At 54.1% G+C, this 15,479-nt stretch carries 11 protein-coding genes; 3 read left to right on the top strand and 8 right to left on the bottom strand.

Translation table 11 applies throughout. The annotated features are described in order from the left end of the window. Nucleotides 1-22 precede the first annotated feature (22 nt). The 7 genes from C1A10_RS02685 to C1A10_RS02655 all read right to left on the bottom strand — a co-directional run bounded on the left by C1A10_RS02685 (nucleotide 23) and on the right by C1A10_RS02655 (nucleotide 6,072). Nucleotides 23-544, bottom strand: coding sequence for a hypothetical protein (locus C1A10_RS02685; RefSeq protein WP_101908756.1), 522 nt, complete (start codon nucleotides 542-544; stop codon nucleotides 23-25). Then, the gene (mreC, locus tag C1A10_RS02680; protein ID WP_101908755.1) at nucleotides 537-1,385 is read right to left on the bottom strand and encodes a rod shape-determining protein MreC; all 849 of its coding nucleotides are present in this window, start codon (nucleotides 1,383-1,385) and stop codon (nucleotides 537-539) included. Before mreC ends, C1A10_RS02685 begins: the two co-directional genes overlap by 8 nt. Before the next feature lie 63 nt (nucleotides 1,386-1,448). Continuing rightward, entirely contained in the window at nucleotides 1,449-2,465 is a 1,017-nt protein-coding gene (locus tag C1A10_RS02675) for a rod shape-determining protein (RefSeq protein WP_101908754.1), read from the bottom strand. Between the two features lie 115 nt (nucleotides 2,466-2,580). Then, on the bottom strand, nucleotides 2,581-3,141 hold the full coding sequence (locus C1A10_RS02670; protein ID WP_101908753.1) for a Maf family protein: 561 nt from the start codon (nucleotides 3,139-3,141) through the stop codon (nucleotides 2,581-2,583). A 47-nt stretch (nucleotides 3,142-3,188) separates the two neighbouring features. Then, a complete protein-coding gene (gene dut / locus C1A10_RS02665; protein WP_101908752.1) occupies nucleotides 3,189-3,620 on the bottom strand; it encodes a dUTP diphosphatase in 432 nt (143 codons plus the stop codon). Between the two features lie 10 nt (nucleotides 3,621-3,630). Then, nucleotides 3,631-5,700, bottom strand: a complete 2,070-nt coding sequence (locus C1A10_RS02660) for a U32 family peptidase (protein ID WP_101908751.1) — start codon at nucleotides 5,698-5,700, stop codon at nucleotides 3,631-3,633. A 3-nt stretch (nucleotides 5,701-5,703) separates the two neighbouring features. Then, nucleotides 5,704-6,072 (bottom strand): cell division protein ZapA, encoded by a 369-nt coding sequence (locus C1A10_RS02655; protein WP_101908750.1) that lies wholly within the window; start codon nucleotides 6,070-6,072, stop codon nucleotides 5,704-5,706. 304 nt (nucleotides 6,073-6,376) lie between these two features. Here C1A10_RS02655 and C1A10_RS02650 point away from each other — a divergent pair, with 304 nt between their 5' ends. The 3 genes from C1A10_RS02650 (at nucleotide 6,377) to C1A10_RS02640 (ending at nucleotide 11,670) form a co-directional block, all read left to right on the top strand. Further along, complete coding sequence (locus C1A10_RS02650) at nucleotides 6,377-8,785, top strand: glycogen/starch/alpha-glucan phosphorylase (RefSeq protein ID WP_101908749.1); 2,409 nt, start codon at nucleotides 6,377-6,379, stop codon at nucleotides 8,783-8,785. Between the two features lie 119 nt (nucleotides 8,786-8,904). Then, a complete protein-coding gene (locus C1A10_RS02645) occupies nucleotides 8,905-10,776 on the top strand; it encodes a glycoside hydrolase family 13 protein (RefSeq protein ID WP_101908748.1) in 1,872 nt (623 codons plus the stop codon). 213 nt (nucleotides 10,777-10,989) lie between these two features. Then, nucleotides 10,990-11,670, top strand: coding sequence for an ABC transporter ATP-binding protein (locus tag C1A10_RS02640; protein ID WP_101908747.1), 681 nt, complete (start codon nucleotides 10,990-10,992; stop codon nucleotides 11,668-11,670). Nucleotides 11,671-11,724: 54 nt separating this feature from the next. Here C1A10_RS02640 and nifJ read toward each other — a convergent pair whose 3' ends face one another. Next, complete coding sequence (nifJ, locus tag C1A10_RS02635) at nucleotides 11,725-15,273, bottom strand: pyruvate:ferredoxin (flavodoxin) oxidoreductase (RefSeq protein WP_101908746.1); 3,549 nt, start codon at nucleotides 15,271-15,273, stop codon at nucleotides 11,725-11,727. Between the last annotated feature and the right edge of the window lie 206 nt (nucleotides 15,274-15,479).

Genomic DNA, 15,479 nt, shown 5'->3' with positions numbered 1-15,479 from the left:
CAATCGTCCTAACCGCTTCCTGTCAAACCTGCAGGTATTCTGAGAATTTTCCGTTCAGCCAGCGGAGCAGATAATAGATCAGCGGGGAAACCGCCGCCGTATACAGAATCGCCGGCAAAATCATATAGGCAAGCACCATCCAGACATTCTCATAATCCCACATAACATAACTGAGCAGGTATTCCAGCAGTCCCCGTATCAGCATTGTGCCTGCAACGAGCAAAACAAAATTAATGACACCCGGCCGAAGAAGATAGATCACCAGCAGCCCCACACAGACGCAGGACACCAGCAAGATAATGGAATTGAAACCAAACAGCATCCGCCCGCCCAGATCGCAGAGGACTCCCGCAAATGCGCCATACAGGCCACCGATAAATTCCCCTTCCAGCATAGCGATACCCACCGCCGCCGGAATCACAAAATTAGGTTTCACATCCAAAATTGTCAGAAACCGCGGGGTCGTCTGCAAAACATAAAGCACAATCAGGACAGCCGCATAAACCGTATACTTTGCAAGGAAAATTTTTGTCTTGCTATTCATCCGGCTCACCCTGTCCCTGATACGACTTGATCACCATGACATCCGTAAGATTTTTAATGTCAGCGGCAGGCTCAACCACCGCGTACAGAGAGATCTTTCCCTCTCCTTCCCGGATTTCCGTAACCTTTCCGATAACCAGATTTTTCGGATAGATGCTGCCGCCGCTTGTCACCACAAGATCATCCTTGGCGGCCCCGCTTTCGCGCGGCAGATAGGTCAGTTTGCATTTTCCTTCGGCCGCCAGCTCGATATCGCCGTTTACAATGCCGATGTCCCGGGTGCGGTTGTCATACGCACCCACTTTGGAACGGACATCCAGTATCGTCGTCACTTTGGAAAAGTTGGGGCCGACCTCTGTGATGGCCCCTACCAATCCTTCGGGTGAAATAACCGTATCATAAAGCGTTATCCCGTTGATGGAACCTTTATCAATCATAAAGGAGAAAAACCGGTCGTCCGAGTCGCGCTTGACCACCGAAGCAGGCTCCAGCTCGAAGTCGGGATTTTCTTCTTTCAGTCCGATGTACTGGCGCAGGTTTTCATTTTCCTGGCGGTACTGCTCATAGTCAATCAATTGACTGCGCAGTTCATTAACCTCCGACTGCAGCGCGGCGTTCTCCGCCGCCAGTTCATCCGCGCGGACATATCGCTGAAAGTAGCCGCTCACCGCGTCAGAAATACTGGAAGACGCCTTCTGCAAGGGTGTGACAAGCAAGCCCGTCCCCTGGCTCAGGAGCGGAGAGAGCCCGCCTGTCCATGCCGCGCGCAGCATAAAGAAGAGCAGCAGAATGAACACGCCAAATAAAATTTTAAATCGAGCGCTTTTCAAGAAATCTCCCAATGCTTTCCTCCGAACAGCAAGGAACGCGCTCGCACGCGTTCCCAGGCTTCCTTTCAAACAGGATCAGTAGCTCTTATCGTCATCCGCCAAAAGCTCATGCAGGCGGTCGATATCGTCCAGAACCTTGCCGGTTCCCAGCGCAACGCAGTCAAGCGGATTTTCCGCGATATGTACAGGCATCCCGGTCTCGTTGGAAACCAGCTGATCCAGCCCGCGCAGCAGAGCGCCGCCGCCGGTCAGGGTGATGCCGTGGTCGATGATGTCGGCTGAAAGCTCCGGCGGCGTCTTTTCCAGTGTCACGCGGATGGCGTCCAGAATCATGGAGAGCGGGTCTGCCAGCGCTTCCCGGACTTCCTCGGAGGTGACCGAAATATTTTTGGGCAGGCCGTCCATCAGATCGCGTCCCTTGATATCCATGGAAGCCTCCCCCTCAAACGGGTAGGCAGATCCGATGCCGATTTTGATATCTTCGGCGGTGCGCTCACCGATGAGCAGGTTATATTTCTTTTTGATGTACTGAATGATGTAGGAATCCAGTTCGTCGCCGCCGACGCGCACCGAGCGCGCGGCTACAATGCCGCCGAGCGAGATCACCGCCACCTCGCTGGTGCCGCCGCCGATATCCACCACCATGCTTCCGGTGGCTTCCGCAACCGGAAGGCCCGCGCCGATCGCCGCAGCCATTGGCTCCTCAATAATGGAAACACGTTTGGCTCCCGCTTTATATGACGCCTCCTTCACCGCGCGCCGCTCGACAGCGGTAACCCCGGACGGAATACAGATGATTACACGGGGGCGGGCAAGGATCGAATTGTTAAAAACCTTTTTGATGAATATCTGAAGCATAGACGCAGTGATATCAAAATCAGCGATAACGCCGTCCTTCAGCGGACGGACCGCTACAATACTGCCGGGAGTACGGCCGATGACTTCCTTGGCCTCCTTGCCGACATAGCGAACGGTATCGTTACGTGTATCAACCGCCACAACGGACGGTTCCCTCATAATGATGCCTTTTCCTTTCATAAAAACCAGGGTGTTCGCCGTACCCAGGTCAATTCCGATATCTTTTGAAAACATTTGTCACGTCCCCCTTAATACATTTCAAAACTGCCACATGATCCTGTATATTATAACCTGTGTCGAAAAATAGAACAACACCTAATTTGTAAATAACCCGCCGATTCGGGTGGTTTTATTTGTCAATCCTCCCAAGGATTGTATAAAGCCGGTTCACAGGAAGCCCCATCACATTAAAATAGTCCCCGGAAATCCCTTTTACGAACCTGGCGCCGTAACCCTGAATTCCATATCCGCCCGCTTTATCGAACGGTTCTCCGGTTGAGAGGTACCAGTCAATTTCCGCCTCGGAAAGCGGCGCGAATTCGACCTGTGTACAGCAGGAAAAAACATTGCTTTTGTTTTTTTCACAGACCGCAACTCCCGTATATACCTGATGAGTACGCCCGGAAAGCATCCTCAGCATCTCCGCCGCCTGCTCGTCGTCCCGGGGCTTGCCGAGAATCCGTCCTTCCACAGCCACCACCGTATCCGCCCCGATGACCAGTGCGTGCGGCCGCAGTTCCGCTACTGTCTGCGCCTTGCGCTGAGCAAGCATTTCCACCGCGTCACGGGGAGCAATTCCTTCCGGCAGGGTTTCGTCCACATCGGAAACACAAACCTCAAAATGGTCAATCACCAATTGAAGAAGCTCCTGTCTGCGCGGCGAACCGGAAGCCAGAATAACCTCTCTCATCGTTTCACCTGCCCAACCTAATGTATTTTCCACCCTTTGCACCTGCATCAGCGTCCGGTGGAGCCAAAACCGCCGCTTCCGCGCGCGGTGTCGTCCAGTTCCTCACAAAGCTCGATTTCGGGTGTATGGACCGGTATCAGCACCAACTGGGCAATCCGGTCGCCGGGGTTCACGGTAAATGCCGTCTTGGAATGGTTGTGAAGCCCCACCAGCACCTCCCCCCGATAATCGCTGTCAATCACGCCGACACAGTTTGCCGGCACAATTCCGTGCCTGATTCCCAGCCCGCTGCGGGCAAACACAAATCCCGCGTATCCTTCTTCAATCTGCAGGGCAAGGCCGGTCGGGACGCCTGCCGTTTCTCCCGGCTCAATCGTCACCGGGTGTTCGGTTGCGGCGCACAGATCGAAGCCCGCGCTGCCCGCTGTAGCGTTACGCGGAATCTGTGCGCATTCGCGCAGTTTTTTGATTTTCAGCATGAATTTACTCCTAAAAGATTGTTTTGTAGAGCAGCCCGCGTGTAAAGTTTCCGCCAAGTTCGCCGCCTTCCAGGTACAGCCGGAACATGCGCTCACATTCCTTCGGTTCTTCGGCTGTGAAACACAGAGAAATAAAATCCAGATTCTTCAGTTCGTCAAGGCGGTCACCCATATAAAGCGGAACGGGGTTCAGAAGCTCGCTGCAGCCGTATGCACAGCTGGTATAGAGCCGGTTTCCCTTCCGGTCGGTGATGAAGTTCCTGCCGGCCTTACAGGCGGCGCAGCCTTCGGAAACACGCACCGGACAATTTCGCACCGTCATAAGCGGCAGCTTTCCGTAGGCGGTGATTCCAAGCGGGATTTTGGAGACAAGCCGTTTCGCGGATTCAAGGCTCAACTCAAAGGACACCAGCAAATCGGCGGTACCCAGCTCGGCCAGAGCCTCGGCCGCATAGGAATTGGTCACGTTGAAAAACGGCTCGCAATGCAGGGTAAACCCATATTCAGACGCGAGATACAGCGTTCCGAGGTTGCCGACAGATGCATGGCGGATGCCGTTTTCCCACAGCGTCTGAAGCTGGGTTCTCAGTTGTTCCTGTCCGGAAAACAACATACGGGGAAGCCCGGCGCACAGTTTGTCCGCGTAAGGCGACGCCCCTTTTGCACATAATTTCAGCAGTTCCGGCACAGGCAGCGTAATCAGCTCGGCATGTTCCAGCATCATCGGGGTAACCTGTTCCGCGCGGTACGCGCGCACCCGCAGTCCGGGGAACAGGGCCCGCCTTCCCGCCGCAGGAGTCCCCATCCGGCCCGGGCCGAACCGGATCGAACGCGGTTTCCCCCGCAGTTCATCCAGCTTTTCCAGCGCCTCCCGGCGCAGTGCGTTGAGCGAAGAGACCGGCAGCATCAGCCCTTCCGCCACATCGCATACAATCGATTCCGCTTTGTACGGCGTGCCGCCTGTTTTAGAGAGTCCCGCTTTGACGCGCTCCGCATCCGTCGGCTTATTGATGGCGGCCTGAGGGGTATCGCCATATACTGTTATCAGGTTGCCGTCGCAGTCTTCTGCGCCAAGCGTAACCGGTTCCCCCGGGTGCATGGCAAATTGGAATGATACCGCCACCTTCTGCACCTGTTTGCGCGGATCCGTGTAGAGATTTTCCAGCTTGCCAAGAACACCGGCCGCCGCCTGCACATCCTCTTTTGCGCGGATGCCAAACATATCGATTGTGTAATTGCCGGTATAATAACCTTCTGTAAATCCCGATCTGGAAAATACAGCTTGTAGTGTATCGAGATCCACCGCTTCGCCTGCAAGCGCGTTCCGGCAGGCTGTTACCGCAGCGGCAACATACTCGGGGCGTTTCATACGCCCCTCAATTTTGACGGAAACCACGCCGATTTCCTGAAGCTCATTGATACGGGCAATCAGGCTCATGTCTTTCAGAGAAAGCGCATGGCTGGTCGCCGAGCTTTCAAATTCCAGCCGGCAGGGCTGGGCGCAAAGTCCCCTATTGCCGCTGCGCTGCCCCAGCACCGAGGACATATAGCATTGTCCGGAAACACACATACAGAGCGCCCCGTGGACAAATACTTCCACTTCCAGCGAAGTTTCGCGGACAATGTTGCAAATTTCCCCTTTGGAACATTCCCGGGCCAGAACAACACGGGAAAAACCCAGCTTTTCCAGCATTTTTGCGCCTTCGGCGTTGTGCACCGCCATCTGCGTGGAGGCATTCAGTTTTAAATCAGGACAGCAGCGCCGCAAAATTGCAGCTGCGCCCAAGTCCTGCACAATCACCGCGTCCACACCCGCCGCACAGGCACAGGACGCGGCACGCAGAAGCTCCCCGATTTCGTTTTCCAGCACAACGATATTGAGCGTCAGATAAACCTTTGTTCCCCTGATGTGGCATCGGCGCACCGTCTCCGCTAAATTCTCACTGGTGAAGTTCTCCGCGTTGCGGCGGGCGTTGAGCGTTTCGATTCCGAGATATACGGCGTCGGCACCGCAGTAAACCGCAGCCTCCAGCGCCTGCATACTCCCTGCGGGCGCCAGTATTTCCAGAGGTTTTTTCATTCCTTAGCCTTTCTCGTCCAATTTAGGCTGGCCCTTCGTTTCCGCGGCCTCCAGCTGACGGCGCAGATGGGCATTTTCGCGTTTGACCTCGTCCAGCTCGATGCGGGCCTTTGCCGCATCCTCCAGGTACTCGGAAATCTGGGTGCGCATACGGTCCGCGTTTTCTTCGCTTCGCTTATAAGCATCCACATAATTCATGGCGCAAAGAACCATAACATCATTAAATGAAATATTTGTGTTCTTGTCTAAAATTCCCTTAATCTGCTCGTCCAGTTCCTGCGCAAGCCCGAGAACATATTCTTCCGGCTCGGATGTCGCGATGAAATAATGAACCCCATTTATGGTAATCTTTACACGGTTTTGCGTGTTCATGTCTGTTTTTCCTCCATTTTATCAGCGTTGCATACGGTCTGATCTATCAATTATCCTTACGGAGCATTAACTGGTATTTATTATAATACATTTTTGTTTGCGAATAAAGAGGAGTTTACAAAAAAACATATCGGAACTCTATCTGCAAAAAACGACATAAATCCCCATTGACGGCAGATATTGCTTGCGCGGCATTCGGGATGCGAGTATAATGATAATAATATCTGTACGCAGCTGGAATGCCCCGTCGCCGACACTCACCGGCGGGCCTGCCGAATCTGTCCGCTTGATTAGGAGGCAATCTATGAATATAAAACCACCATTTACCAAAGAAAAGCTCAAACAGCTGATTCTGTTGACCTTTCAGAACGACATGCTCATCGACCCGGAGCACGCTTCGGACGAAGCCTATTATGAAGCGCTCTGCCGTGTAACCCGCGACATTCTCAGTGAAAAGCTTCAGGTTTTCAGTGCGCATAACAATGCCCGCGCCGCCAAAAAGGTCTATTATCTCAGTATGGAATTCCTGATGGGGCGGTCGCTGAAAAACAGCCTCTACAATCTGAATATTCAGGAAGCGATGACCGGGGCGCTCTCGGAGCTCGGCGTGGACATCGAAAAGATGTATGCACTGGAGCCGGACGCAGGGCTCGGCAACGGCGGGCTGGGCAGGCTGGCGGCCTGTTACATGGACGCCATGGCGACCGAGGAGCTGCCCGCTATGGGATATTCCATCCTCTATGAGTTCGGCATCTTCAAGCAGAACATCATCGACGGCTGGCAGACCGAAACGCCGGACTACTGGCTGCCCGGCGGAAGCGTCTGGCTCAAGGTAAAGCCCGACCGCACCGTTCCCATCCGTTTCGGCGGGCGCATTGAAGAAGGCTGGGAAAACGGGCACCACTGGATGAACCACGTGGACTACCAGACGGTCTACGCCGTCCCGCACGATATGTATGTCCCGGGCTTTCGCAGCGATGGGATTGCTATCCTGCGCCTCTGGAAAGCGCAGAGCCCCGGCTTCGACATGGAATCATTCAACCGCGGCGACTATGTGAACGCCATGGGGGCAGCCTCCGTATCCGAAGCGATCTCCAAAGTCCTCTATCCGAACGACAACCACCAGCAGGGAAAAATGCTGCGCCTCAAGCAGCAGTATTTCCTCTGCGCCGCTTCCATTTCCGACATTACGCGCCGCCATATCACCCTTTATGGTACGCTGGATAATTTCGGTGAGAAAAACGCCATCCAGATCAACGACACCCATCCGACCCTTGCCATCCCCGAACTGATGCGCGTGCTCCTGGACGACTGCGGCTACAGCTGGGAAAAATCATGGGACATTGTCACGCGCTCTTTCGCCTATACAAACCATACCGTCATGGCGGAAGCGCTTGAAAAGTGGGGCGCGGATGTTTTCCGCTCCCTGCTGCCCCGCATCTATCAGATCATTCAGGAGATCGACCGCCGGTTCTGTGAGGAATTGCAGCAGAAGTACCATTACGACCAGTACGATATCGACCGCATGCGCGTCCTTTATGACTTCCAGGTGCGCATGGCAAATCTCGCGGTCATCGCGTGCCACAGCGTCAACGGCGTTTCCAAGCTGCATTCCCAGATCATCAAGGACAGCGTTTTCCACGATTATTACAGACTCTTCCCTTATAAGTTTAAGAATGTTACCAACGGCATCGCGTCCCGCCGCTGGCTCTACCAGTCCAACCCGGGCCTGACCGGGCTGCTGCTTGATACCATCGGCGACGGCTGGCTCAGAGATATGCCGCAGCTCAGCAAATTCAGCGGGTTTGCCGACGACCAGAGTGTGCTTGCGCGGCTGGCGGAGGTGAAGCAGGAAAACAAGAAGCGGCTGGCGGACTATGTGCTGGAAACAAGCGGCATCGCCGTCAACACCGCCTCGATTTTTGATGTCCAGGTCAAGCGCCTGCACGAATACAAGCGGCAGCACCTGAACGCACTGCATATTCTGACGGAATATCTCTGGCTGAAAGACCACCCCGACGCTGATTTTATACCCAAAACTTATATTTTCGGTGCGAAAGCGGCTCCCGGCTATTTCCTTGCGAAGCAAATCATCAAATTCATCTGCACACTGCGCGATATGATTGAAAACGACCCCGCTGTCCGCGAGAAACTGCGGATTGTGTTTCTCGAAAACTACAGCGTCACCATTTCCGAGCTGCTGATGCCGGCATCCGAAATTTCCGAACAGATTTCCCTCGCGGGCACCGAAGCCTCCGGCACCGGCAATATGAAGCTGATGCTCAACGGCGCAATTACGCTTGGTACACTGGACGGTGCAAATGTGGAAATCGGTGAGTGCGTGGGCAGAGAAAATATTCTGTTTTTCGGCATGACCACGCCGGAGGTCAACGCCCTGAAAGCGCAGGGTTATGTCCCCGCCGATTATTGCAATAAGGACGACCGCTTACGCCGTGCCATTGATCTGCTTTCGTCCGGTCTGGAGGGGCAGCAGTTCCCGGATATCGCAAATTCTCTGCGCTACAATGACCCTTATATGGTGCTTGCTGATTTTGACGCCTACTGCAGAGTGCAGGCGCAGGCCTCCGACCTGTACCGGGATACCATAGGCTGGCAGAAAAAGTCCCTCTATAATATTGCCGCTTCCGGCTATTTCTGCGCCGACCGTTCCATACAGGACTATGCGCGGGATATTTGGGGACTTTATAAATAGCGCCTGCTGTGGCGTAAGCATCCGGCGCGGTAAGGTTCTGTAAATGCCCAAGATTACTGTTTGGATTTTTTCTGCGGGCAGGTGAGATTCTGCCCGCAGATTTTTTTGGAGTTGATTTCGTGAATACCCTGCTCTACGACAGCCGTGATGAGAGATTCAAATCCCCTTTCGGCGCGGTTCCCGCAGGCACGCCCGTTACCTTTCGCATCTGCCTGCCAATGATATACCAGTTCACAGCCCCGGCCCTGCTGATGTTTCAGGCCGACCAGTGGGATACCCCCGACCGCATCCCCATGCAGTTTGAGGAGAGCGACGGTGTGGCCGGATATTACACCTGCGTTTTCTGCCCGCCGCTGCCGCAGCTTTATTTTTACCGGTTCGAACTGAGCGGGATCGACGGCGTCAAGTCTGTCAACCGCGGCCCCGACGGATTCTCCCAGATCAGCCTTGAAAGCGGCGATCTTTGGCAGCTTACCGTTTATGACACAGCGCTGAAGACACCGGATTTCATGAAAAACGGCGTCATGTATCAGATCTTTCCCGACCGGTTCTGCAATTCCGGCACGCCAAAGGACTGCCCATTCCCCGACCGCTGGCTGCATAAGGACTGGTATGAGCTGCCCGTCTATCAGCCGGACAGTAACGGCAAATTCCCCAACACCGATTATTTTGGGGGCGACCTAATCGGTATCACCTCCAAGCTGCCCTACTTAAAGAGCCTGGGAGTTACCTGCATCTACCTCAACCCTATTTTTGAGGCGCATGAAAACCACCGTTACAACACCGCCGACTATGAAAAGATTGACCCGCTTTTAGGGAATGAAAAGGATTTTCAAACACTCTGTGACGAGGCGGAAAAGCTTGGCATCTGCATCCTGTTGGACGGTGTATTTAACCATACGGGAAGCGACAGCGTTTATTTCAACAAAAACAGGCGTTACGGAGAGCATTTGGGCGCTTATAACGATCCGCAGAGCCCTTATCGCAGCTGGTACGATTTTACCAGTTATCCAAACTCCTATCGTTCCTGGTGGGGATTTGAGACTCTGCCCAATCTCAATGAAAGCGACCCCGCTTACCAGGAGTTCATCTGCGGGGAAAACGGCGTGCTGAAAAAGTGGCTGCGGCTCGGCGCTTCCGGCTACCGGCTCGACGTAGCCGACGAACTGCCGGACTTCTTTTTGAACCGTATTTCAGCCTGTGTCAAGGGGCATGACCCCGAATGCGCCGTCATCGGTGAGGTCTGGGAGGACGCCTCCACCAAAATCAGCTACGGCGAGCGCCGCCGTTACCTGCTTGGCGGGCAGCTCGATTCTGTGATGAACTATCCTTTCAAGGACGCGATTCTCAGCTACGTCCGCTGCGGCGACTGCAACAGGCTATATCTGACCATTTTGGCAATTCTCGAGAACTACCCCAAGCCCGTGCTGGATGTCCTGATGAATTCGCTTTCCACCCACGATGTGGAGCGCGCCATCACCGCACTGGCCGGCGAACCGGCCGCGGACAACGGACGGGACTGGCAGGGCCAGCATAACCGGCTGAGCGAAAGCCAGTACCGGCTGGGAAAAAACCTGTTTTGCGTGGCATCGGTCATCCAGTATACCCTGCCCGGCATCCCCTGCCTGTATTATGGGGACGAAGCGGGGCTGTACGGCTATAAAGACCCGTTCAACCGGACCTGCTACCCATGGGGACGGGAAGATACGGAACTTTTGGAATTCTTCCGGTCTCTCGGACGTCTGCGCACGCAGTTTCCGGAGCTTTCCACCGCCAGGTTCCGCGCCGTTTCTTTTACGCCGGGGACGGTGTCCTACTGCCGGGAGTGGGGCCAAAACCGCCTGCTGATCGCGGTAAACCGTACAGACAGATCCATGCCTATTGCATTTCCCGCCGGATTTGGGCAAGCGAAAGTTGTACTTGGTACTGTTGACGGCGGCCGGCTCGCGCCTTTTGGCTATGCCGTTCTGGCAGACAGCATACCGCGTTAATAGATCAGACTACATGATAACACACAGCTTACCGGCATGGTTTGCTGTGTGCATTTTTTTATTACAATTTCCAGTAAAAGGAAATTCAATCCCTTCAAGTTTTGCTGATGATTTTCTCTTATGCGGCTACAATATAAACAGACGGATTTCCGCTCCGTGAAATCCGTGCGGCATATACCGCACAATTGTAGAAATGCAAAAGGGGGTTGTTTTATGCCGCTGGTCGAACTGAGGAATCTCACCAAAATTTATAACTCCGGCGAAAATGAAGTCCGCGCGCTTTCCAATGTCTCCCTCTCGATCAGCGAGGGGGAATTTGTTGCAATCATTGGGCAATCCGGTTCCGGAAAATCAACGCTGATGAATATGCTGGGCTGTCTTGACATGCCTGATTCCGGGGAATATCTGCTGGAGGGCGAAAACGTTGCGACCATACCGGAAGAAACGCTGGCCCATATCCGCAACCGCCGCATCGGCTTTATTTTTCAGGGGTTCAACCTGATTTCCAGCCTGAACGCCCTTGAAAATGTGGAACTGCCGTTAATGTATCGGGGCATACGCGCAAAAGAACGGTTTGAACTGGCGTTTTCCGCGCTCAGCCGGGTTGGAATCGCAAACAGAGTCCGGCACCGCCCTTCCGAACTTTCCGGCGGGCAGCAGCAGCGGGTTGCCATTGCGCGGGCGATTGCCGCGAAGCCGCCGATTCTTCTTGCCGACGAACCCACCGGCAATCTTGACTCGGCATCCGGCTCCGAAGTGATGTCGATTCTGCGGGATCTGCATGAAGAAGGCAAGACGATTATCCTGATCACGCATGATGGCACGATTGCCTCGATGGCAAACCGGATTATCCGCATCGTTGACGGCTGTGTTGTGGACGATACCGTTTCCTGACAGATCAAAAAGGCTCCGCAGCAAATGCCGCGGAGCCTTTTCATACGATAAATTTTATTCTGCGTCGTAGAGTTTGGACATACGGAGCAGATGGTTGTATTTGTCGGTCGCAGCCTTTGTCGCAACCGCAAACAGCTGCTCTGCACGCTCAGGATTCTGTCTTTCCAGCGAGCTGTAACGGACTTCGTTTTCGATGAAGGACTTGTAGTCCGCATTCGGAGCCTTGGAATCCATCTGGAACGGATTAGCGCCCTCGGCAGTTCTGCGGGGATCGAAGCGGAAGTTGTGCCAGTAGCCGGCCTCGACAGCCCTCTTGATCTCGGTCTGCGCAATGCCCATACCGCCCTTGATGCCGTGGTTGATGCAGGGCGCGTAAGCGATGATGATGGACGGGCCATGATAGCTTTCCGCCTCAACAAACGCCTTGATGCACTGATTGTAGTCAGCGCCCATAGCAACCTGCGCAACATAGACATAGCCGTAGCTCATCGCAATCGCGGCAAGGTCCTTCTGCTTGATTTCCTTACCGGCAGCCGCGAACTGTGCAATCGCACCGGTCGGGGTTGCTTTGGAGGACTGACCGCCTGTATTGGAGTAAACCTCGGTGTTGAAGACCAGAATATTGACATCCTCGCCGGACGCAATGACATGGTCCAGACCGCCGAAGCCGATATCGAATGCCCAGCCGTCGCCGCCGAATACCCAGTTGGACTTCTTGGCGAGGAACTCTTTATCCTTCAGGATCGCTTTGCAGGTCGGGCAGTCAATGCCTTCCAGCGCGGAGATCAGGTTCTTCGTGGCAACCGCATTGGCCGCGCCGTCATCAACAGAGGACAGATAAGCCTCGCATGCCGCTTTCACTTCAGCAGATGCCTTTTCATTCTTGGCAGCCTCAAGCACTTTGGCAATCAGATGCTGACGCAGAGTGGACTGAGCCAGATACATGCCGTAGCCGTATTCCGCGTTGTCCTCAAACAGGGAGTTCGCCCATGCCGGGCCGCGTCCTTCCTTGTTGACCGTGTACGGGGTGGACGGAGCAGAACCGCCCCAGATGGAAGAGCATCCGGTCGCGTTGGCAATATACATTCTGTCACCGAACAGCTGGGTAGCAAGCTTGGCATACGGAGTTTCGCCGCATCCCGCGCAGGCGCCGGAGTATTCAAGCAGCGGCTGTTTGAACTGGCTTCCCTTGACGGTGCTTTCCTTGAATTTTTCTGCAACTTCGGGTTTGGACGGCAGAGCCTGGCCATAAGCGGCAACTTCCGCCTGCTCAAGCTGGCTGTCGAGTTTTTCCATAACCAGCGCTTTGTTGCCCTTCTTGCCGGGGCAGACATTTGCGCAGGATCCGCATCCGGTGCAGTCCAGAACGGAGACGGTCATAGCGAACTTATAGCCGGGCATACCGGTCATCGGGGCGGTCTTGGTGCCGGCGGGAGCCTTGGCGGCTTCGTCCTCGGTCATAACAGCCGGACGGATGACAGCGTGCGGGCAGACATAAGAGCAGAAGTTACACTGGATGCAGTTGTCAGAGATCCAGCAGGGGACATCCACAGCGATACCGCGTTTCTCATAAGCGGCAGAACCCTGCGGGAAGGTGCCGTCCTCGCGGCCGTCGAAAGTGGAAACAGGCAGTTTATCACCGCGCTGCGCATTCGCGGGGATCAGGATATCATTGACGAAATCGACAAGGTCTTTGCGGCTGCCGGTAGCCTTCAGGGCCTCGTCAGCGTCGGTAGCGTTCTTCCAGTCAGCCGGCACTTCCACCTTGACAATGGATTTCGCGCCTTCTTCAATCGCGTCATGGTTCATCTTGACAACCTTTTCGCCCTTCTTGCCGTAGGACTTGGTTGCAGCGTCTTTCATATACTGGATTGCATCCGCTTCCGGAATAATCTTCGCCAGCTTGAAGAACGCGGATTGGAGTACGGTGTTGATGCGGGTGCCGAGTCCCAGTTTACGGCCGATGTCGATACCGTCAATGGTGTAGAACTGGATGTCGTGCTCTGCGATAAATCTCTTTACCTTGCCGGGAATGCGCTCGTTGAGCTCTTCGCCGCTCCACGGGCAGTTCAGCAGGAAAGTGCCGCCGTCCACCAGGTCTTCCACCATGTCATACTTGTCAATGTAGGAAGGATTGTGGCAGGCAACGAAGTTCGCCTTGTTGATCAGATAGGTGGAGTGGATGGGGGTATGTCCGAAGCGCAGATGCGAAACGGTTACACCGCCGGATTTCTTAGAGTCGTAAGCAAAATAAGCCTGCGCATACATGTCGGTATGGTCGCCGATAATTTTAATGGAGTTCTTGTTGGCGCCAACCGTACCGTCGGAGCCGAGACCCCAGAACTTACAGGCAGTAGTACCCTCAGGAGCTGTATTCGGGTTCTTTTTGGTTTCGAGGGACAGGTTGGTCACATCGTCTTCGATACCAATGGTGAACTCCGGTTTGCCATTCTTGGCAGCATTATCATAAACAGCAATGATCTGGTCAGGAGTGGTGTCCTTGGAACCGAGGCCGTAACGTCCGCGGAGCACCGGAGTCTCAGCAAACTGAGTGCCTTTGAGTGCCGCAACGACATCAAGATAGAGCGGCTCGCCCAAAGAGCCCGGTTCCTTGGTTCTGTCAAGGACGGAAATGGTCTTAACAGTAGAGGGAATTGCGGCAACAAGGCGGTCGGCAGCAAACGGACGATAGAGGCGGACCTTAATCAGACCGGTCTTTCTGCCGTTTTTGTTCAGGAAATCGATGGTTTCATCGATGGTCTCACAGACAGAGCCCATAGCGATGATGACATTGTCGGCATCGGGAGCGCCATAGTAATTGAAGAGGCTGTAGTTGGTGCCGATTTTGGCGTTGACCTTTGCCATATACTCCTCAACGATTTCAGGGATCGCGTTGTAGTATTTGTTGCAGGCCTCACGCGCCTGGAAGAAGATATCCGGGTTCTGGGCGGTACCGCGCAGAACAGGATGCTCCGGATTCAGAGCGTTTCTGCGGAACGCATCAATTGCGTCATGATCAACCATCTCGTCGAGATCTTCGTAATCCCAGACCTGGATTTTCTGAAGCTCATGAGAGGTGCGGAATCCGTCGAAGAAGTTGAGGAACGGAACACGGCCCTTAATTGCGGCGCAGTGTGCGACAGCGGTCAAATCCATGACTTCCTGAACGCTGCTTTCGCAGAGCATTGCAAAACCGGTCTGACGGCATGCATAAACATCCGAATGATCGCCGAAAATGTTAAGCGCGTGGGAAGCAACACAGCGGGCGGAAACGTTGATGACGCCCGGAAGCAGCTCACCCGCCATTTTATACATGTTCGGAATCATCAGCAGAAGACCCTGCGAAGCGGTGTAGGTGGTGGTCAGCGCACCGGCAGCCAGTGAACCGTGGACAGTACCCGCGGCGCCGGCCTCGGACTGCATCTCAACAATTTTCACTTTCTGCCCAAAGATGTTCTCACGTCCCTGAGTAGCCCACTCATCGGTGACTTCCGCCATTACCGACGACGGAGTGATCGGATAGATCGCAGCCAGATCGGTGTATGCATAAGATACATGCGCCGCAGCATTGTTACCATCCATGGTTTTCATTTTTCTTGCCATGTTTTATCTTCCTCCTAATGTGAATTAGTACTATTAATAAACTAGTACAGCGTTGCGGATCGGTCCCGCATAGCAGGCCGACCCATCTTTGTTAATTTTAACATCTTTCTTTACCATTGTAAATAACGACAAGGAGAAAAAATGTGTACAGACTGTAATTTTTCACCGAATTCTCTGTGAGTATTAGAGCAAAATTGACAGCAATA

The organism is Marasmitruncus massiliensis (assembly GCF_900186535.1).
In the GTDB taxonomy this organism is placed as follows: Bacteria; Bacillota; Clostridia; order Oscillospirales; family Ruminococcaceae; genus Anaerotruncus; species Anaerotruncus massiliensis_A.
This window is presented reverse-complemented; position numbering and strand designations above follow the sequence as displayed.

Bases quoted from the DNA above. Each gene is read 5' to 3' on its own strand.
- C1A10_RS02685 (WP_101908756.1), bottom strand. From the start codon at position 544: ATGAATAGCAAGACAAAAATTTTCCTTGCAAAGTATACGGTTTATGCG.
- C1A10_RS02675 (WP_101908754.1), bottom strand. From the start codon at position 2,465: ATGTTTTCAAAAGATATCGGAATTGACCTGGGTACGGCGAACACCCTG.
- C1A10_RS02670 (WP_101908753.1), bottom strand. From the start codon at position 3,141: ATGAGAGAGGTTATTCTGGCTTCCGGTTCGCCGCGCAGACAGGAGCTT.
- dut (WP_101908752.1), bottom strand. From the start codon at position 3,620: ATGCTGAAAATCAAAAAACTGCGCGAATGCGCACAGATTCCGCGTAAC.
- C1A10_RS02660 (WP_101908751.1), bottom strand. From the start codon at position 5,700: ATGAAAAAACCTCTGGAAATACTGGCGCCCGCAGGGAGTATGCAGGCG.
- C1A10_RS02655 (WP_101908750.1), bottom strand. From the start codon at position 6,072: ATGAACACGCAAAACCGTGTAAAGATTACCATAAATGGGGTTCATTAT.
- C1A10_RS02650 (WP_101908749.1), top strand. From the start codon at position 6,377: ATGAATATAAAACCACCATTTACCAAAGAAAAGCTCAAACAGCTGATT.
- C1A10_RS02640 (WP_101908747.1), top strand. From the start codon at position 10,990: ATGCCGCTGGTCGAACTGAGGAATCTCACCAAAATTTATAACTCCGGC.
- nifJ (WP_101908746.1), bottom strand. From the start codon at position 15,273: ATGGCAAGAAAAATGAAAACCATGGATGGTAACAATGCTGCGGCGCAT.